Annotated in this window: 19 protein-coding genes; 13 read left to right on the forward strand and 6 right to left on the reverse strand. The window is 55.7% G+C overall.

The features are described 5' to 3' along the window. The first annotated feature begins 18 nt into the window (after positions 1-18). From WCK51_03290 to WCK51_03335, 10 genes are all read left to right on the forward strand, one after another. Positions 19-426: a hypothetical protein gene (locus tag WCK51_03290; protein MEI7575892.1), complete on the forward strand. Its 408-nt coding sequence runs from the start codon at positions 19-21 to the stop codon at positions 424-426. A gap of 26 nt (positions 427-452) precedes the next feature. Continuing rightward, entirely contained in the window at positions 453-962 is a 510-nt protein-coding gene (locus WCK51_03295; protein ID MEI7575893.1) for a VOC family protein, read from the forward strand. Continuing rightward, positions 959-2,185 (forward strand): extracellular solute-binding protein, encoded by a 1,227-nt coding sequence (locus tag WCK51_03300; GenBank protein ID MEI7575894.1) that lies wholly within the window; start codon positions 959-961, stop codon positions 2,183-2,185. The genes WCK51_03295 and WCK51_03300 overlap by 4 nt, the downstream gene beginning before the upstream one ends. Positions 2,186-2,199: 14 nt before the next feature. After that, on the forward strand, positions 2,200-3,216 hold the full coding sequence (locus tag WCK51_03305; protein MEI7575895.1) for a Gfo/Idh/MocA family oxidoreductase: 1,017 nt from the start codon (positions 2,200-2,202) through the stop codon (positions 3,214-3,216). A gap of 336 nt (positions 3,217-3,552) precedes the next feature. Continuing rightward, complete coding sequence (locus tag WCK51_03310) at positions 3,553-4,470, forward strand: ABC transporter ATP-binding protein (GenBank protein ID MEI7575896.1); 918 nt, start codon at positions 3,553-3,555, stop codon at positions 4,468-4,470. Continuing rightward, positions 4,467-5,471 carry an ABC transporter permease subunit gene (locus WCK51_03315; GenBank protein MEI7575897.1) on the forward strand — a complete coding sequence of 335 codons (1,005 nt, stop codon included), beginning with the start codon at positions 4,467-4,469 and terminating at the stop codon, positions 5,469-5,471. The genes WCK51_03310 and WCK51_03315 overlap by 4 nt, the downstream gene beginning before the upstream one ends. Then, on the forward strand, positions 5,468-6,385 hold the full coding sequence (locus WCK51_03320; GenBank protein ID MEI7575898.1) for an ABC transporter ATP-binding protein: 918 nt from the start codon (positions 5,468-5,470) through the stop codon (positions 6,383-6,385). The genes WCK51_03315 and WCK51_03320 overlap by 4 nt, the downstream gene beginning before the upstream one ends. Next, entirely contained in the window at positions 6,386-7,144 is a 759-nt protein-coding gene (locus WCK51_03325) for an ABC transporter permease (protein ID MEI7575899.1), read from the forward strand. 62 nt (positions 7,145-7,206) lie between these two features. After that, on the forward strand, positions 7,207-8,253 hold the full coding sequence (locus tag WCK51_03330) for a M42 family metallopeptidase (GenBank protein MEI7575900.1): 1,047 nt from the start codon (positions 7,207-7,209) through the stop codon (positions 8,251-8,253). Positions 8,254-8,285: 32 nt separating this feature from the next. After that, a complete protein-coding gene (locus tag WCK51_03335) occupies positions 8,286-9,320 on the forward strand; it encodes an aldo/keto reductase (GenBank protein ID MEI7575901.1) in 1,035 nt (344 codons plus the stop codon). Here WCK51_03335 and WCK51_03340 read toward each other — a convergent pair. The 3 genes from WCK51_03340 to WCK51_03350 are packed head-to-tail and all read right to left on the reverse strand — an operon-like array spanning position 9,317 to position 12,332. Beyond that, positions 9,317-10,507, reverse strand: coding sequence for a DUF1501 domain-containing protein (locus tag WCK51_03340; GenBank protein MEI7575902.1), 1,191 nt, complete (start codon positions 10,505-10,507; stop codon positions 9,317-9,319). The genes WCK51_03335 and WCK51_03340 overlap by 4 nt on opposite strands. Before the next feature lie 6 nt (positions 10,508-10,513). Next, complete coding sequence (locus tag WCK51_03345; GenBank protein MEI7575903.1) at positions 10,514-11,827, reverse strand: DUF1800 domain-containing protein; 1,314 nt, start codon at positions 11,825-11,827, stop codon at positions 10,514-10,516. A gap of 4 nt (positions 11,828-11,831) precedes the next feature. After that, positions 11,832-12,332 carry a hypothetical protein gene (locus WCK51_03350; protein ID MEI7575904.1) on the reverse strand — a complete coding sequence of 167 codons (501 nt, stop codon included), beginning with the start codon at positions 12,330-12,332 and terminating at the stop codon, positions 11,832-11,834. 72 nt (positions 12,333-12,404) lie between these two features. On the opposite strand from WCK51_03350, the gene WCK51_03355 reads away from it, so the two are divergent. Further along, a complete protein-coding gene (locus WCK51_03355) occupies positions 12,405-12,857 on the forward strand; it encodes a YbaN family protein (protein ID MEI7575905.1) in 453 nt (150 codons plus the stop codon). 9 nt (positions 12,858-12,866) lie between these two features. Beyond that, entirely contained in the window at positions 12,867-13,685 is an 819-nt protein-coding gene (locus WCK51_03360; GenBank protein ID MEI7575906.1) for a hypothetical protein, read from the forward strand. Here WCK51_03360 and WCK51_03365 read toward each other — a convergent pair. Beyond that, positions 13,666-14,880: an ATP-binding protein gene (locus tag WCK51_03365; protein MEI7575907.1), complete on the reverse strand. Its 1,215-nt coding sequence runs from the start codon at positions 14,878-14,880 to the stop codon at positions 13,666-13,668. The genes WCK51_03360 and WCK51_03365 overlap by 20 nt on opposite strands. Positions 14,881-14,947: 67 nt before the next feature. Between WCK51_03365 and WCK51_03370 the strand changes: the two genes are divergently transcribed. Continuing rightward, the gene (locus WCK51_03370; protein MEI7575908.1) at positions 14,948-15,712 is read left to right on the forward strand and encodes an alpha/beta hydrolase; all 765 of its coding nucleotides are present in this window, start codon (positions 14,948-14,950) and stop codon (positions 15,710-15,712) included. Here WCK51_03370 and WCK51_03375 read toward each other — a convergent pair. Both WCK51_03375 and WCK51_03380 read right to left on the reverse strand, forming a co-directional pair. Continuing rightward, positions 15,701-18,361, reverse strand: a complete 2,661-nt coding sequence (locus WCK51_03375) for an amidohydrolase family protein (protein ID MEI7575909.1) — start codon at positions 18,359-18,361, stop codon at positions 15,701-15,703. The genes WCK51_03370 and WCK51_03375 overlap by 12 nt on opposite strands. Beyond that, positions 18,358-19,641: an amidohydrolase family protein gene (locus tag WCK51_03380; protein ID MEI7575910.1), complete on the reverse strand. Its 1,284-nt coding sequence runs from the start codon at positions 19,639-19,641 to the stop codon at positions 18,358-18,360. The genes WCK51_03375 and WCK51_03380 overlap by 4 nt, the downstream gene beginning before the upstream one ends. Between the last annotated feature and the right edge of the window lie 84 nt (positions 19,642-19,725).

Raw genomic sequence — 19,725 nt, forward strand, 5'->3', positions numbered from 1 at the left:
TTCGTGATATGATGCCGTGTGAAAACATCTCATGGTATCGTTGTCGCCACCGCGCTCGTTTGCGGAACGGCGGTATTTCTTCAGTCCACTCAGGCCCAAGAGCCTCGGCTTCAAGTTCCGAAGCTGAATACGTCCAAGCTCACCGCGGTTCGCAACTACGAGGTCTATACGTTCGAGAACAAAACGCTTCGGATCGATACGAGCACCGGGCAAGTCGATTGGTTGTTTTATCCTCAAGGCGACTGGTTCTGGCGGACTGACGAGGAAGGCGGCACCAAACCCCAACCCGGCACAAATCGGTACGTTCTGTTCAAAGACAGCAAAATCAAAGAGATTCTTCGCATGGATAAGCAAACTGGCCGAACCTGGAAGCAAAGCGTCAACATCACCGGTGCGCCGGTTTGGCTGGACTTCATCGCGAAGTAACCCGCCGTCCGGCTATGCTTAGTCGCATGGCATTCAATGGGCTTTGGCATGCGAGTTTTACGGTCTCGGATATGGAGGCTTCGCTGGCGTTTTATTGTGGGCTGTTGGGGATGGAATTGCATCACCAGCAGGTTCAGTGCAACGAGTACACGTCCAAGTTGGTGGGCTTTCCGAACGCTGATTTGAAGGTGGCGATGCTGCGGATTCCGAATTCGTTTGTGGGGCCGTCAAACCACCATTTGGAGTTGGTGGAATATGTTCATCCACGCGGAGAGAAGACGGATGTCACTACGAACCGGCCCGGCGCGCCTCACTTGGCGTTTATCACCGACGACATTCACGCCGACTATGCTCGACTCGCGGCAGCTGGTGTGCGCTTCAAAGCTCCTGAGCCCGTGGCTATAGAAGAAGGGGTGAACAAGGGTGGGTTCACGGTGTATTTCCTCGATCCTGATGACATCACACTTGAGATGCTCCAGCCTCCAGCCGGTCGGCCGTGGGGTTCAGTGAACGGCGTGGAGCTGAAAAAGCCGTGACAAAACTTGTTCTCCGAACGCGTGAGCAAGACACGTTTGAGAATGCACTTGCCTGGCAGATTGAAGATTTCCGGAAGGTTCGACCCGACATCGAGATCGAGGTCGTCGCAAAGCCGATCAGCGCTCATCAGCACGAAATGGTGGTTGAGGAAGGGGCAAAGAACGGTGAGGGCGATCTTTTTCTGTGCTGTACTGACTGGCTCCCAGAGGCTTTTGCGAAGGGGCTGATAGTGCCTCTGGATGGGTTTGAGCTTCCCGCAGATTGGCCGGATGGCTGGCATCCGGCGATGCAAAAACTTGTGTATCAGGGGGGTTCGCTGATCGGGATTCCCTGGCACGATGGCCCCCAGATGTTTATCTACTTGAAGCATATTTTCGAGGATCCCGGTCATATCGCACAATTTGAAGCTCGGTACGGCTGGCGGCTCGATGTTCCCAAGACTTGGGAACAGTTTCGACAGGTCGCGGAGTTCTTTACCCACCCCGAGAACGATGAATGGGGCTGCATCTGTGCGGGATATACGGATGGGCACAACAACGTTTATGACTTCCTAATTCAGCTCTGGAGCCGAGGCGGGGTTCTGCTGGACGACGAGTTTCGGCCTTGTTTTGATGGCCCGGAGGGCGTTGCGGGGTTGACGTTTTTGCGGGATTTATACCGTGATTGCATGCCTCCGGCGGCCCTGAATTTGGGCAGTGTGGAGGCAGGCGACTCTTTTGCAAAGGGCAACGTGGCGATGATGTGGAACTGGTGTGGATTTGCGGCGGTTTGCGAGATGCCGGAGTACAGCAACGTGGTCGGCAAGGTCGGCTTGGCCTCGCTTCCCGGCGGACCGGAGTCGGTTTCGCTGAACATCTATTGGGCGATGACGATCACTTCGGGTTGCGTTGACAAGGAGGCGGCTTGGGCGTTTATGCGTCACATTAGCAAGGCGGACTGCGACAAAGTGACGAGTATGGTCGGGGCAAACGGAACTCGGCTGAGCACCTGGCGCGACCCTGAAGTGCGAGCAAAGTATCCGCATTACAAGATCATTGAGGAGGTTCATGGGCAGACCCGGACTCTTCCCGCGATTCCGGAGTACACCATGGTTAACGACAACATCTCGACCGCCGTTCATGCCGTCATTCACCTCGGTGCTGATCCAAGACTCGCGTTGGAAGCCTCCCGGTGCGAGGCGGAGTACTTTCTGGAGCAGTCTGGGAGGCTACGACGGAACTAAATCAGACTCCTTTCATGCCGGATTCGTTTGTTCCGATCGTGAGCATCGGGGCAGGCGGAATCGTTCAAAACGCTCACTACCCGGCGTATCAAAAGGCTGAGTTTGCGGTTGCAAAGACTTACGATCTGAATCGAGACTCTGCCGAAAAAGCCGCCATGAAGGTGGATTCCACGGTGTGCGATTCAGTTTCGGAAGCCGAGCTTTCGGGCGCAATCTACGACCTAGCAGTGCCGGGTTCGGCAATCCTCGAAACCCTTCGCCAGCTTCCCGACGGAGCCTTTGTTCTGATCCAAAAACCGCTCGGCGAAACGCTCGAACAAGCCGAACAAATCGTTGGGCTTTGCGACGAAAAGGGGCTGAAAGCCGCCGTCAATTTTCAACTCCGCTGGGCACCCTACATGCTGGCCCTCAAAGATTTGATCGCTCGGAACGCGCTGGGCGAGACCCATGAGCTTGAGTTCAAGGTCAATGTCCATACGCCATGGGCGGAATGGAGCTTTCTTGAGAAGGCTCCGCGAATGGAGATGGTCTACCACTCAATTCATTACCTTGACTTCATTCGCCACCTATGGGGAGAGCCGCGATCGGTGAAGGCTCACTCGATCAAAGACCCAAGCTCGCCGAAGTTAGATTCTTCCCGGAGCACCGTGATCCTTGATTACGGTGACATGAAGCGGGCAGTGGTGCAGACCTATCATGGTCATGTTGCTCCACCAGGTCATCAGGAGTCCTATCTGCGAATCGAGGGTACCAAGGGAGCGGCTTGGGTTCAAATGGGCCTCAATATGAACTATCCACAGGGTGGGGACGATCGGCTTGAGTATTGGATCAGCGGGAATGTTGAGTGGACGAATGTTGCACTCCAGGGCAGTTGGTTCCCCGATGCCTTCATCGGCCCCATGGCGGCAATGATGATCTGGGCGGAAGGCGGAACGGCCCCGTCGACCGAAGTTCATGATGCTCTAAAGACCATGTTGTTGGTGGATGCGGCGTACAAAAATTCTGACCTTGGTGGAATCCTGCTTGCGTGAAGTTGAGCTAACGTTTCCAGTTTCGAATCTGTACCCGGAGCTTGTCAAAAGCTTCGATGCGAGGGGACTTCACTGCAAAGACATGGGTGGGCTAAAGTCTTATCCTGGTTGTTCGCACTGGCACGTTTCAAAGCCGGGAGAGCCAGGAGTTCTTGAACTCACATATTGGCCGGTTCAAAGTCGATTCTGGATAAAGGTCGCACATAATCGGAGAGCACCGTGGATTGAACTAGAGATCGACGCGCTTCTTACTGACTACTAGCTCTCAACTACCAAACGTCCCAAGCTGGAACCCCAAGCCCCGGAAACCCGTTCCTGAGTAAGATGAATCCGAACGTGGCACTGGTATCCATCAATAATCTCACGGTTCGGTACGGGGCATTTACCGCGCTGGACGACTTTTCTTGCCAAATCGAGGAAGGATGTACGGGCCTGCTCGGGCCGAACGGGGCGGGGAAAACCACGCTTTTGAAAACGTTACTCGGTTTCATCACTCCTTCCAGCGGAGGCGGGAATGTGCTGGGGCTCGACCTTTACAACGGTAACAAAGAGATTCGGCAAAAAATCGGGCTAATGCCGGAGCAGGATTGCCACATTCCGGGATTATCGGCGGTGGGGTTTGTCGCCTACGCTGGCGAGCTGGCCGGGATGCCTGCGGATCAGGCTCTCCGCCGGGCACATGAGGTTCTTGAATACTGCGGGCTGGGCGAGGCTCGTTACCGCAACGTTGAAACTTACAGCACAGGAATGAAGCAGCGCATCAAGCTTGCTCAGGCGATGATTCATGGCCCCAAGCTCCTCCTTTTGGACGAGCCGACGAACGGCCTTGACCCAAAAGGCCGCGAAGAGATGCTTGATCTGATCAAAGACATTTCACACAACAAGGGGGTCAACGTTTTAATTAGTAGCCACTTGTTGCCGGACATCGAACGGGTCTGCGACCGGGTCGTCGTCGTGCTTCGGGGCAAGCTGGTCAGCCAGGGCACGATTCGGGATTTGAAGAAGATCGAGGGTCAGCCACTGGATGTCGATCTTCGCGAGACCAATGAGGCGTTTGTTACAAAGATCAAGGCGAACGGAGGCAATGCCTCTCCCACAACGTACACGACGGTGCGAGTCCAGATTGCTGGAACGAGGGAACACGCGATGAACACGATTCTTCAAACGGCAAAAGACTCTGGCGCGCAAGTGCGCGGTGTAAAGCTGGCGGAACGCTCGCTTGAGGAAGCCTTCCTTTCGGCGGTGCAAGCATGAGCAACTCACCAATTGCCGATCTCAGCTATCGCCACTACGACGGCCCGCTAAGCGGCGTCAGTAAGCGCTGGTGGAGCATCGCTAAGATGACGATGCAAGTTGCAACCAAGAGGCGCGGCTTCTGGGGCTGGAGCCTTTTTTCGGCGTGGTGGTTCTTTATCTTGCTCGCAGTGTTTTGGTTTGCAGATAACGTTTTGGGGAACTTGACTGGCTCGGCTGGAGGCGCAAACGCCTTCTTACAGCAGATCAAGTGGAAGGATCAGTTTGTCCACGGCTACAGCTACAGTCAGATGATTCTGATGGTCGTCACCCTGATGATCGGAGTTGGGTCGATTGCAAATGATAACCGCGCGAACGCGCTTTTGGTCTATCTCAGCAAGCCTTGCTCGCGGTTTGATTATGTTTTCGGGAAGTGGCTCGGAGTCTTCATTCTCATCAGCTTGGTTTCGTTCGTTCCGATGATGGTGTTTTGGTTGTATGGCTACATGAGCTTTCAGCAATACGGTTTTTGGAAGGACGCCCCATGGCTGTTTTTGAAGCTCGCGCTGGTCTCTATTTGTTCAGGGGCACTCCATGCGTCGCTTGGCCTAGCGGTCAGCTCACTGTTCAATCAGGGCCGGTTGGCGGGTGCGACTTACGCGGGAATCTACTTCATGTCCTACATCCTGACGCAGGTGATGAGCGGGTTCAACGCAAGTTCGACATTCCAAAAGACCCCGACCCCAGCGATCGTGCGGCAACTTTTCTACGGTTCAATTGATGGAATTCAGATCGGGCTCTCCAAGCTCATCATCGGAACGAATGGTTCGCCACTCTTCCCTGGCATGGGGCCTGGCGGAGGCGGTGGAGGTCGACGTCGGAACGGACCTCAAATTGATGTGGATCAGTGGATCATTGGGGCGCCAAACGCATCCTGGATCGTGCCGGTGTTTTTTGTTCTGGTCATCGGCGGATTTGCTGTAGCCTACTCCCGAATCAAGGCCGTGGAGGTGGTGGGATGATCGAGATATCAAACGCTTCGCGATGGTACGGACAGATTATTGGCGTCAACGATGTCACCTGCCAGATCGGGCCAGGAATCACCGCTCTACTGGGAATGAACGGGGCCGGCAAGAGCACGTTGATGCGACTCATCACCGGTCAGATGCACCCAACGACTGGCTCAGTAAAGGTTTTTGGCGAAGAACCCTTCGATAACCCGGCGGTATTTAAGCGGCTGGGTTACTGCCCTGAGATCGATAACTTTTATGAGTACATGAACGGGCTTGAGTTCGTGACTTATATGGCCGAGATGGCGGGGTACGGCCGCGCCGAGGCCAAGAAGCGAGCGGCCGAAAAGATCGCCATGGTCGGCATGGCAGACCGAGTTAAGAAGCCGATCAAGGGCTACTCAAAGGGGATGCGGCAACGGATCAAGCTTGCCCAGGCAATGGTGCATGACCCAGACATCATTCTTCTGGACGAACCTCTGAATGGCCTCGACCCGGTAGGTCGTCACGAGTTCTTGAGCGTCCTCGGGCATTTGTCCGAAATGGGCAAGACAATCATCGTTTCCTCACATATCTTGTACGAAGTGGAGCAAATGACTCGCTCGATTCTGCTTCTCCATCGCGGTCGCTTGCTAGCGACCGGAGATCTCCGCGTCATCCGTGATCTGATCGACAAGTATCCGCACAAAGTGCGGATCGAGACACCGAAGCCACGCGAAGTGGCGGGCAAGTTGACCCAACTCGCTGGAGTTGTGAGTGCAAAAGTCGACGACCGCAACGAAGTGATTAACCTCGAAGTGAACAATCCGAACGAATTTTACGAAATCCTGAGCCGCTTGGTGCTGGAGGATGGTCTCCCGATTCTCAGCTTCACTAGCCCTGACAACAATCTGGAATCAGTGTTCCAGTACCTGGTGGAGGGCTAAATGTTGGTTGCCTATCGCTATATGCTTCGCGAAGGGCTTCGGCTTCGCAAGATGCTTCCGTGGCTCATGTTGGCGTTCGTCGCGTTCTTGTTCGCGATGTTTTGGGGGCGGTTTGCTTCGGACGCGACGCCGGCGGATAAATACGTCAACGTCATCAACTTGTTAATCTTTCGACTTCTGCCGCTGTCTGCCGCGATCTACTCAACGATGATCGTTGCACAGGAGATTGAGCAGAAGACGATTGTTTACTTGCTCACCCGGCCAATTCCGCGCTGGCAGCTCATCGTCGGTCGATGGGCGGCGACGGCGACAACGGTGGTTGTCATCTCGGTGATCGGAATGATTGCGGCCCAACTAGGATCACGCGGCGGCACGGCATTCTTCTTGCGTGACTTAATTGCTGTCGCGCTCGGAGCGGCTGCATACACCTCGTTGTTCATGTTCGTTACGCTGCTGTTCAATCGGGCGTTGATGATCTGCGTGCTGTTTGCATTTGGTTGGGAAAGCTCAGTTCCAAACTTGCCGACGGGCCTGCAAGGGCTGTCGATTCTTTCGCACATGCAGGCGATTGCGAAGCATCCGGACGGCGGAGAGAGTGGCGGACAAGTTTTGGATCTGATTGCTGGTCTCCTCGGGAAAACGGATATGAATCCGCTGACTTCAGGGTTCGGGCTTTTGGTCTTCTCGGTCGTGATGGTCGGATTGTCGGCATACTGGTTCAGCACCCACGAGTTCATCCCTCGCGAAGATTCGGAGTAGAGTTGGAGCGCGGACTCCGCGCTCCACAGTAAAACCGGGTAAACCTTCCAGCAGGCGCGAACATGGCGAGATTTGAAGTTTCGAACGACTACCTTCAGCGGTTCTTGGTGGACCTTCTGAACACCCCGTCTCCCACTGGCGACACCGAATACGGTATCGGCTTCATCGAATCCGAGCTCATGGGTCTGGGTGTTCCCACCGAGCGGACGAAGAAGGGCGCGCTCATCGCTCATCTGGAGGGTCTTCGGTCGACAGAGCCTCGTGCACTGACCGCTCACGTGGATACGCTCGGCTTTATGGTCAAAGAGATCAAGCCGAATGGTCGCCTCAAACTCAAGGCGTTGAATGGCATCAACTGGCCAACTACGGAAAGCGAAGGGGTCACGATTTCGACCTCCAATGGACGCCAAATCCGGGGTTCAATTGTTCTTGAGAATGGTGCCGCGCACGTCAACAAAGAGGCCGGAACGAAGCCTCGCAATGCCGACACAATGGAAGTTCGGCTGGACGAACGCACTCGAAAAGCGGAAGAGACCCGGTTCCTGGGAATCTCGGTTGGCGATTTTGTTCACCTGGATCCCCGCACCGAGATCAGCGAATCCGGCTTTATCCGCTCGCGATTCCTTGACGATAAGGCCTGTGTTGCCTGCTTGCTCGCCGCGATCGAAGGGATTCAGAAGAGTGGGTTAACCCCGGTCCAGAAGACGACGATCTTGTTCTCCAACTTTGAGGAAGTCGGTCACGGCGGAATGGACTCGCTGCCATCAGACTTGGCCGAGATGCTCGTCTTGGATATGGCCTGCGTTGGCGAAGGTCAAGCAGGATCTGAGTACAACGTTTCGATCTGTCTTGCCGATTCTTCGGGACCTTACAGCAAGAACCTGAGCGAGAAGCTGCGCGGTCTCGCCTTCCGACGCGGAATCGAACTCATCCCCGACATCTACCCCTACTACGGTTCCGACGGCTCAGCCTACTGGCGCAGCGGCGGCGGAGCGGAAGTGGCGTTGATCGGTCCGGGCGTGGATACTTCGCACGGCTACGAGCGAACGCACATCGAGGCACTTCGGGACACTGCTCAGCTCATCGCTGAGTATTTGATCGAAGAGTAAGAGCTTCATATTCGATGGCGTAAACTCGTCCGATGGAATATCGTTTGCTAGGCGCATCTGGGCTCAAAGTTCCCGTGCTCTCATTTGGCACCGGAACATTCGGCGGAAAGGGGGAGTTCTTTGAGGCTTGGGGAGTTTCAGACGTTCAAGAAGCAACGAGGATTGTCGATGTCTGCCTCGATGCTGGGCTCAACATGTTTGACTCAGCAGACGTTTATTCAAGCGGCAACTCGGAGTCAGTTTTGGGCCAGGCGATTAAAGGTCGACGCGACCAAGTCCTGATCTCAACCAAAGCAACATTCACATTTGGCAAAGGACCAAACGAAGTTGGGTCCTCAAGATTCCACCTCATCAACGCCGTAGAGGGGAGCCTGAAGAGACTTGGGACCGATTACATTGACCTCTTCCAGTTGCACGCCTTTGACGCGATGACGCCGATTGAGGAGACTTTGTCAGCACTCGATAATCTGGTAAGGGCTGGGAAAATTCGATACATAGGCTGTTCCAATTTCTCTGGCTGGCATCTAATGAAGTCGTTATCGATTTCGGAGCGTTACGGTTGGTCGCGACACGTCGCGCATCAGGCGTACTACTCACTGATTGGACGGGATTATGAGTGGGAACTGATGCCGCTCGCCAAAGATCAAGGGGTCGGAACTGTTGTTTGGAGTCCACTGGGATGGGGCCGGTTGACCGGGAAGATCCGTCGAGGCGCACCAAAGCCTGAAGTCAGTCGCCTCAACAGCAAGCTTGTCGTCGACAACGGCCCCCAGGTTGATGAAGAGTATTTGTACTCCGTAGTTGACGTCCTCGACGAGATCGCGGCTGAAACCGGCAGAACGGTGCCACAAATAGCCCTGAACTGGCTGCTCACTCGCCCAACAGTAGCGACTCTGATCATTGGGGCACGGAATGAGGAGCAGCTGAAACAGAACCTCGGGGCACTAGGTTGGGAGCTCTCGGCGGATCAGCTTGATCGACTTGATCGAGTCAGCCGACCCGCACTGCCTTACCCTTACTGGCACCAGAATGGCTTCTCACGGAACCCGTTCGTCGTGCCCTATTAGGCCCAAACCTTTGCAATCTCGGGCATCTTGGGGCCGAGGTGGTTGGTGAGGACCTGTCGATAGTCGTTGACCGGCTTCAGGTCGCCGACTTCATCGACATCCGCCTTTCCAATCCCCGGCCAGACTCCATCAATCTTGCCGCCGTTCACGCCGTTGAAGACCATCATCACGGAAGCCCGGCCGTGGTCGGTGCCAAGGCTGGCGTTCTCTTCGATGCGCCGTCCGAATTCGGTCATGATCACCACCGTGGTCTCCTTGCGGAGGTCGCCGAGGTCGTTCAGGAAAGCATCAACATTGTTCGCGACCGAGGCAAGGTTGTTTGCGTGGAAGCCGGTATCGGCACCCTGGGCAAAGTGAGTGTCCCAGCCGGTGGTTTCGAGGCAGGCGATCTCCAGACCAAGCTTGGACTTGATCAGAGCGGAAACCTCCTTCAAACCCTTTCCCAAATAGTCATCTGCATAGGCGGCTCCGCCGCTTGGCCTGTAGTTTTTAGGATCAAGTTGCTCAATCTTCTTGAGGGCATCAAGCGTGAGTTCTCCAGCACGATGCACGAGGGAGTCATCGCCCTTTTTGTACATGCTCTCAAGATTCTTGAGAAAAGCCGCATCCGCATCGAGACGAAAATCGGTGACTGATTGGACCACCAGTGGCGCAGGCGCGCCGCGTAACGAGTCAGGCATTGTGTCTGCCCAAGCGACCGAGCGGAGCGGACCGTCTTGTTCGTTTTGGGTCCTCGTGAGGTACCGGGCGAGCCATCCGTTGGCGGTGCCGCTGTGCCCGGTGGCGCTGCCAGTTTCCATAGCGACCATTGCCTCAAAGTGACTCCGGGTTCGGTCCTGCGAGCCTACTGCTGGAGTAAGGCAGAGTTCTCCCTTTTCATACCAACTTTTGAAGGGTTTGAGGGAAGGGTGCAACCCAAAATAGTCGTTTAGCTTTTCGACCTTACCAACCGGAATGCCGACCGAAGGGCGGGCCTTATAGTAGTTATCGTCCGCATAGGGAACGAGCATGTTTAGCCCGTCGGACCCGCCTCGCAAGAAGATGACAACGAGATTGTGTCCCCGATCTCCAAGCTTGACTTGGCTGAGGGCCGAGCCGGAAAGGAGCCAGGGAATCAGCCCGGCGGCACCGACTTTGAGAGCCGTCCGGCGGCTCATTGCATGCTCAAAACTCGAACAGTGTTTCATACAAATTTATGCGTATTGGAAGTCAGGGTGGGCGAGCTGACGGGCGAGAATGACCGCATCGGGAGCCTTGACGAACGTATTTGGGATCTTGCCATTTGCCAAGTCATACACGAATTGCCACCTAGGAAGGAGGTTGGTCGCCCAACTCAGTTGGTCAACGGGGTAGCCATCCGGGAGCGGCCATTCGTAGAGAGGCTGCCCCATTTTCTTGAGGTGATTCTGTAGGGCGGGGCCGCCATCGGTTGCCGCTCCGGAGACTCGAAGAGCCGCGCAAAGCAACTCGAACGGTCGACGCATAATCGGCGGCCCTTCGATGAGCGATGGCGATGTCAGGATTGGCCTCACCATTTTCGGAATGTTGCCTTTACTTTGAACAAACTGGCTCAACACCTCGCGCTCGAGTTCCGCATTCTGGGCACCAGTGAAGAACTTGACGAGTTTCTTGGCGAGATACTTCCCGGTCTCCTCATGGCTGACCAAGTGATCCACGACCATCTCACCATCTTTCACTCCGCCACCGGCCGGAACCCTCACGCCAAAGACCTGTTTTGCACCGTCGTCGTGCCTTGTTTCGTCGAACCGAAAGGCACCTTTGGGCTTGGCAAAGCGGTCCTCCATTGTCCATCCCGTGAGGCATCGGGCGAGTTCCTGGATGTCCTTTTGGGTGTAGCCGCCGTCGATACCCAGCGTATGGATCTCCATCAGCTCGCGAGCATAGTTCTCGTTCGGGTGACCCTTAAAGTTCTGATTGTTGTCCAGATACACAAGCATCGCGGGAGACTTGGACATGGCTTTTGCCATTGCTCCAAAGTTGCCCAAAGCGTGTTTGCGGATAATTGCTTCCTCTTCGTTGCCTTTGAAGAACGTGCCGTCGACTTTGCCCGCGTAGATGTTGAAGTGGTTGCTCCAGAAGTCGACGAGCCGCTCCTTGAGCTGGTTTGTCGAGTAAGTTGCCCGGACGATTGCCGCACTCTGGAGCTGCTGAGTCACCCTCCCACGAGGGATTTCCATCAGCTCGACTGGGTGCATCCGCAGGCAGTCAAGCGATTGGAGCTGAATACTCAATTCGAGCGGCTCGTCGAAATCCGCCCGGAGCTGGCGTTCGATGTACTCTGTTTCACCGAGATCCGCAAATCGGTCTGCTTCTTCAACCGACCATCCGAAGGACATCCGATCAATGATTCTCGCCGAGCGATCTTTTGGCTTCGCACGGTACTCCGGCGCAGGCTTCCGACGCCGAGCTTCGGTAGCAAGGCGACCACAACCGGCCACCGCCACTCCACTCGCGCCAACCAAGAGTGCGTCTCGGCGAGAAATCATGGTTTTACGCTACCTCGCCAACGGGCTGGCTCTTCAGGGCGGCCTTGAAACCGGCTCCGCCACCAACTACCATCATGAGCGGGGCAAAAAGGAACCAGCCGAGAACCGGGAGCATTCCGGCGACCACGATGTACCAGGACGACTTACTGAACGAGGCAAAGTGAGATTCTTGTTGGTTCGTCAGAGCTCGCAGTCGCTCGGCGGCGAGCTTGGCAACCCCAGCGGTGCCAACCATTACGCAAGCGAGGTAGCCCGAAGCGACCATCAAGCCTGCAAGCTTTGCGAGAGGATTTGGGACCTGAGCAATTACGATGCCTACGAAGCCCAGTAAGAAAGCAACGAGTCCCATTCCGAAACACTTGCCGAGAGAACTCGACACTGCCGAGCGAGCTTCCTCGACCCGGACGGGGAAGAGAAGAGCGCAAACGAGCATGAAGCTCCACAGCGTGAGAGCGATTCCGGCCAGGGTTGCGACGATTGAGAAGGAGTCACCGATTGTAACCATTGCTTTACATCCTTAACTGGAAAGAGCGCGGATGACTACTTTGGAGTTGCAAAGGTTCCATAATCGGGTCTAATGCCCCACAGAGAGCGTCCGCTGATAGTCCGATGTGCCTATGGCGCGTTCGGAATTGTATGTGTGGCGGTGGGGTTTGTGGGCATTGTCACCCCCGTGATGCCAGGGTTCGTTTTCCTGGTGATCGCGCTTTGGGCGTTTCGGCAGAGTAGCGAGCGGATGGAGAATTGGTTGCTTAACAACCGCTACGTCGGGAAAACTCTGCGCGACTGGGACTCCGGCAGGTCAATGAAGCTTCGGACCAAAGTCGTGGCACTCTGCATGATCTGGGCGGCGATTTCGGTGACGTGCTACAAAATTTACTCTTCGGCTCCGATCTACATCAAGCAGATTGATTGGACCCTCCCGAAGTGGGTTCCGCTCGTATTACTGGTTGGAACCGTGATCTGGCTTACGGACTTTCTCCGCCGGGTGCCGCTCGCAGTTGAAACCCCGTCTGCTGAAAATCAGTAAGAATGGGATATGTCTGAGCGAAGACAGCCTTCTAGCATCGACCGATTCTTCTGGACTCGTGGGGTCGGGCTGTTCGGTTACGTCCGAAATCCAATGGCTTTGGGATTCCTGATCGCTTCGATTTCCACACTCGGCCTCGGTTCCTGCATGACAGCAATCTCGTTTGCTAGTGGCGGCAAAATGCCAATTGCAGTAGGCATCGTCAACATCCTTGTCGCTCTGGTGTTCGGTGGAATCTCGTTTTGGGCCGGGCGCCGGGCGAAGAACATACCAACCACAGAAGTCCGGCTTTCATCGCAAGCCAGAGGGTTGCTCACACGAATTGGGCAGCACATCGGTTGGCATGACACCAGCCACGACTGGGATTGGGCAGGCGGGCAAGCCGGGAACTTCTTGGTAGGCTTGTTCGGCAACAAAACTGCCGCGAACGTGATGGCCGCCCCGGCCGCCGCTCTGTTGGAGAACGCTTGTTCCGAGTACAACCGAGTCTGGGGTTTGCTCAAAATCGCTGATGGATCAACGGGGAGAGCCAAGCAACTCGTACCGCAGATGCGAGTTGCCGCTGATGAGGCAATGATTAGTATCCTGAACCAGGTCTCACTATTGGACAAAGCTCCGGAGACTCAAGGAACTATAAACGCCCAGACAGGGCAGCAAACTGGCAAGCTCAAGGAGCTTGCAGATCACCTAGAGGCAATGCTCTCTGAGCCAGCTTCTATCGCAGACCGGCTGGTGTCATCAAACGTCATGGATGGGGTTCTGGACAACCTGAGAATGGAGCGGATCGCAAACGACGAACTCCGAGACTTCAACTCCACAAACAACTAATCGGGACGGCGTGGATGTCGCTCGTCAGGGCTTTGGCCTCGGTTCCGGTGTGGAGCCAGATTCCCCTGTGCCACTTGTCACCCACGACTTCTTTGACGTAACTCAGCCGCTCCAGAGATTGCGGACTGGGAACCGCTTGGTCTTGGAAGTCGATGGCAACGATCCGTCCGTCTCGGGCTTCGATCAAAAAAGGTATCTCCTTGTTCTTCACCGTCCTCATATGAAACAGCTCTGCGCTGACCTCTGCGGTCTGAATGAGACGCAGGAGTTCATTAGCGAGGAACGTCTCAAGCATCGCGGCTCGTAGGTCACCTGGTCGAGTGAGTTGCTTTTCGTCAACCTGGTTCAGATGGCAAGCGAGGCCAGTGTCGACCAGGTACGCCTTCGGCGTTCGGGCGAGCTTTACTTCGGCATCCGCCGACCATGCCGGCACACTCCGAATGAGATAGAGAGCCTTGAGAAGGTCGACGTAGCGCGTGATCGACGTGTGAGGCAGATTTGTTTCACGGCTGAGCCCACTCAAGTTGAGCGGAGTTCCGGACCGTGCGGCCAGCAGGCGAAGGAGCTTTGGGAGCTGGGTGAGGCCATCGATGTTCGCGAGGTCGCGTACGTCGCGGTCGAGAAGAGTTCGGATGTAGGATTGGAACCAGGGGTCTCTTCTTTTCGCGGGCCGTTGGGCAGGTTCAGGGTAGCCACCACGAGTGATACGCTCTTCGAGCTTAACGAAGTCTTGACGACTTTCCAAGACTTGAGGGTTGTCGAAAACGTCATCGACCCAGTTGTAAGTGTGGCCCTCCAGTTCGCATTGGGAGAGGGGTTGGAGGTCAATGATTTCCATCCTTCCGGCGAGTGAATCTGCCACTTTTGGGAGGAGCAGAACGTTAGCCGAGCCAGTGAGAATGTACGATCCGGGCTTCCTGGCTTTGTCGACGGCAAGCTTCAATGGTAGGAACAAACCCGGTGCTCGCTGGATCTCGTCGATGATGAGCGGGGCCGGGTGGGAATGGAGAAAATCTGCCGGGTTGTTCGTGGCGTGTGCCAGAAAGACGGGGTCGTCCAGCGTCACGTACTCTCGCCCTTCGCCGAACTTAGTGGCGAGGGTCGATTTGCCGCACTGCCGTGGTCCGACAATGATCACTACCGGTGTATCTTGGAGCGCGTCCGCGACCGTCCGCTCAGCCATCCTTGGAAACATTTCACGATTATACCAACAATAATTCCCCACAAAATGGGGAATTATTTCTACTCGGTAAACTAGAGCCGTGACCTCCAAAGAAGCCTACGAGCTGTTCATGACGCCTCCGCCTCAATCGCCAAGGGCGAGACGGGAGCAGGAGTTGCTCGCCCGAGGCGAACCTTTGGGGTTAGTAGTACAAGGTCACCGGTTGCAGGGTCGAGCCTGGGGCAGCGGCAGAAACGTCCTCGTCCAACACGGCTGGGGATCGCGGGGAACCGCAATGTGGGCCTTCGTTAAGGCACTTGAACCGCATTTTCGAGTGATTGCTCTCGACGCTCCGGGCCACGGGGATAGCGAAGGCACCCGCTCAAACATGTTTCTCTTCGCCCACACTATTCATCAGGTCAGTGAGCATTTCGGCCCGCTCCATGCGATTGTGGCTCACTCGATTGCCGCCGCCGCAACGCCTAAAGCAACGTCCTTGGGAGCAAATGCCGACCGTTTTGTGCTGATCTCGGCGAGAAATGAACTTGTCGACTTTCTGACCAGATTCTTTGAACTCTCAGAGATCGACTCAGGTCTCTCACCGGAGGTCCATCAACACTGGAAGGACGAGTTCGGCTGGGACTCGGTCGTTGCCGCTACGCCAAGCCTGATTGCCCCAAGCATTCGAAAGCCCGCACTCATCATCCACGACGAAGAAGATGAAGATATCAACGTGAGCGAAGCGCACACCTTACATGCGGCCTGGCCCGGGTCCGAGCTAGTGATCACCCAAGGCCTGGGTCATGTTCGCATCACTCGCTCGGCAGAAGTTGCCGAGCGCGTGCGCGAGTTTCTACTTGCCTAGACGCTGCGAATACTTATCTCGAAGCATCGTGTGCTTACTGGTCAGCGGCCTTGGCTGACCGCTGATGAATACGTATCGCATGGTCGATGTGACGTCGAGCGGATCGCCGTCGGTAACGATTAGGTTCGCAATCTTGCCCTTTTCGACCGAGCCGAGGCGATCTGAAACTCCAAACATCTCGGCTGGCCACAGGGTCAGAGACTTAAGGGCGTCCTGCCGCGAAAGACCGTAGGCGAGGTGCATCCCGACCCGTAGCGGGAGCATCATAACGTTTGATCCTTCTCCGCTGGAAAAGGCAAACTTGACGCCAGCCTTGGCAAGCATCGCTGATCGCACATAAGGCGTGTCGTAAGGATCCCAAGCGTTGCTCACTGAGTTTGCGCCCAACGTGCTCTTTCCAGCAACCGGAAGAATAACGGGAATTCCGCTCTCCTTCAGAATGGCGGTCTCCTTCCAAGCCTCGGTCGCGCCAGTCAGGACGGCCTTCAGTCGATACTTCTGAGCAAATGCAACTGCTGAGCGGATCGCCGATGCGCTGGAGGCAGATAGCACAACCGGCTTTTGGCCGAGCACATAAGGAAGCATTGCTTCGTACTTGAGGTTAAGGGGAGTGGAGGGCTCGACTCGCCGTTCTCGCATGTAAGCAATCGCCTTATCGAACTGGCCCTCGACCGCACGGTCGATCTGAGTGTTACTTGCGGAGGTGCCTTGGACGGCTCCGCCAAGGAACTCGTACCACTGTTCAAGCTGATTTCGGGTGAGATGCGCGTCTCCCTGCTTTGGCGCCCCCCCGAAGAGTGCCGAAGAGTCGATCTCGTCGCAAAGATCGAATTCCATCTGCGAGCGTCCGGCAGAGAAGTTGACGATCAGCGCGGCCTTGCGCTCCACGCCGAACTCCTCAGTCGTGTACCCGTCAGTGTTGATCACCGCGCCTTGGCCCGAGAACGAGCCTCCGCTTGGGGCTGAGAAGCAGTTGGTGACTCCGTTAAATTTGGCGGGGCCAAAGTGAGCGCTCTCGCACCAGAGGTTGGTCAGAGAATCTAACTCCGGATTAAAAACCCCAAACTCGCGGTTGTCGTTCATCACCGGGATCGGGCTGATTTCCATCAATCCGATGGACGAATTTGCGTCAAAGAAGCCGGGGAACACGTGCTGTCCTCGGGCACTGATGACGCTGGCACCTGCGGGAATCTTCACCGACTTACCGACGGCGGTGATCTTTCCATTCTCGATCACCACCGAGCCATCGGTGATGTCTTCACCGCTGATCGTGTGGATTGTGGCTCCCTGAATGACGTACGAAGTCGACTTTCGAGGAAGGCTGGTGCCTTCCCAGTTGTTCATCTTTCGGTCCAGGTGCTGCTTAGCTGTCGAGGTCTTGTCGATCCCAAATGCGTCTCTGCGCTCGAAGAACACGTCACCTTCGATCATCGTCATCACGCACTTGGCTTGCGTACTGAGTGGCGTGCCATCCCAGATCGCAATATCCGCGTCCTTCCCGGGTTCGAGCGAGCCGGTCCGATGGTCGATTCCGAGCTCTCTCGCGGGGTTGATCGTGATCGTTTGGAGAGCCTGCTCCTCGGTGAGTCCCCCAAAGCGAATGGTCTTCCCGGCGTCGACATTGAGCGAAGTCGTTCCGGAGAGTCCGTCGGTGTTGATCGAGACGTTGACTCCCGCCTTCTGACAGATCCAGGCGTTCCAAGGGATGCAGTCGTAGCCTTCTTGCTTAAAGCTCCATTCGTCGCTGAAGATCGATATCCCGACCTTCGCTTTCGCAAGCTCGGGTGCGATCTTATACGCTTCAAGGGCGTGCTGCATGGCGCCGATCTTGAAGCCGAACTCCTGCGAGAGCCGAACCATCATTAGCATCTCATCGCTGCGATAGCTGTGGCACTGGATCCAGATCTTTCGATCGAGAATGTCGCTCAGAGTCTCCAGACGGAGGTCCCTTCGCGGTTTGACCTTGGTCTTCCCTGAGTTGAAGTCTGACCATGCAGACTTGTACTTCTTCGCCTCATTGAAGCCGTTTCGGTAAACCTGCTCCTGACCCATTCGGGTGTTGGGATAACGGGTTGAGTTGTTTGACGACTTCCGAGTGACGTTCTCGCCAAGCGCAAACTTGATCATTCGCGGAGCATCGGGGATCGGTGCTTCGGTAGCAGAGCGGCCGTACTTGTACTTCAGAACCATGCTCTGTCCACCAATGTTGTTGGCTGAGCCGTGAAGCACCATCGCCGAAGTGTGCCCGCTGGCGAGGGCGGTCCAAACGTTGATTCCGCTCAGGTTGAGCACATCGCCTATCCGAACTTCTCCGGTGATGCTTTCAGAGCCCTCGTTAGTACCATCTGCACCACGGTGGGAGTGCCCATCAATGATTCCGGGGACGACCACTTTGCCAGTCGCGTCGATCACCTTGGTACCGGCAGGAGCGGTGAGGCCGCGCCCGATCCGGATGATTTTTCCGTTCTGGACGAGTACATCGGTGTTGTCAAAGCTACCCTTGGTGGCGGTCATGACTCGCCCGCCTTTGATCAAGCAGTTGCCGCTCGTGACGGTGGATGGCTTGCGGTGAGCTTCAAGCTCAATTGGGAACTGTTGGGCACTGGCAAGCGAGCCGAGCATCAGGGCGAGAAGCGAGAAGTGCTTCACTTCGCACCTCCCTTGGTCGGGTCAACAATTGGGGTTCCGGCGATCCAAAGACCCTCCACTTTGCTTGTTTCACTTTCCATTGGGCCACTCATCAGGACGAGATTTGCCATTTTTCCGACTTCGACGGTGCCGAGTTGGGAGTCTAAGCCGAATATTTTTGCGGGATTGATCGTCATTGCTTTGAGGGCATCGTCGACCGGGAGGCCGTTCTTGATAAGGACCCGGATGTTCTTGAGGAAGTCGCCAGGCGAAGTCCCGGAGCTGAACGCAACGGGGATTCCGGCCCGGAAGAGCTTCGTCGGAGCGGAAATCTGTTCTTTCCAGCGGTCAAATCTTTCCTGTTTGAACTCCGTAGGAGTTCGATCAGCGGGGGCAACCGTGTCCTTGTCAGGTTCCACCGAAGGGGCATCATTGTAATCGACCATCAGCAGAACCGCAGCCTTCGATTTGGTCAAGGTCGGGATTGTCTTGTAAGCATCGCGTCCACCGGCGATCATGAAGGGAAAGCTGAACTCGGCGGCAATGCGAGCGGATCGATCGATCTCGCGGTCAAGACTGACTTCAAATACCCCGGCCCGCTTTCCGGTCATAAGTGGGCCGAGGTCGGTCAGAGCCTTGAGGTTGTCCTTCGGGGAGCCGACATCGACTCCTTCGGCGGTGCTTTTTGCATCGGCCAGTACTTGCCGCATCAGAGCGATGACGCCCAAGATATTAGAAGGATAACCCTCTCCCGAGCCCCCGCGGTAGGACATCCCAAAGGGTCCATCCGGGTTGATGATTCGGTCTTTGGCTGTTGATGGAAGGAGGTTGACGATCGCTCCTGCGCCCCGGATAGAGCCTTTGTTTGGTGCGAGAAACGCTGTGGTTACCCCGTTCTCGTAGAGGCTAGAGTCCTTCTCAAAGTCGAGAAGCGAGGCGGCGGAATAGTCTGAGTAGATGCCTTTGCGATTCCCGGCCCACATGTAGGGCGGGGCGGTGGTATTGGTTTCTGGTCGCCCTTCTTGCTTAGGTTCAGGAGCTGATTTTTGGAGGCGAGTCGAGTAGGCGTCGATGAAGCCAGGATAGAGAAACTTGCCCTTTCCGGAGATTTTGGTTGGGTTGCCAGAAAGATTGAGGATGTTGCCGACCGCCAAGATTTTCCCGTCAGCGACGAGAACGCTCTGGTTTTCAAGGGTTCTGCCGTCGCCGACTTTGACGGTGACATCGGTGATAACTGTGATTCCGCTTTGGGCCACCGCAACAACTGGCGCAATGCAAACCAGTACCGGAAATAATCGCATGACGGGCAGTTTAGCCAGCCATCTATCCGAAAATCTAGGGAATCTGGTTGACACTTGTGCGTTTGTACGTTGATATAATGGGCG

It is taken from the genome of Armatimonadota bacterium (assembly GCA_037138755.1).
In the GTDB taxonomy this organism is placed as follows: domain Bacteria; phylum Armatimonadota; class Fimbriimonadia; order Fimbriimonadales; family Fimbriimonadaceae; genus Fimbriimonas.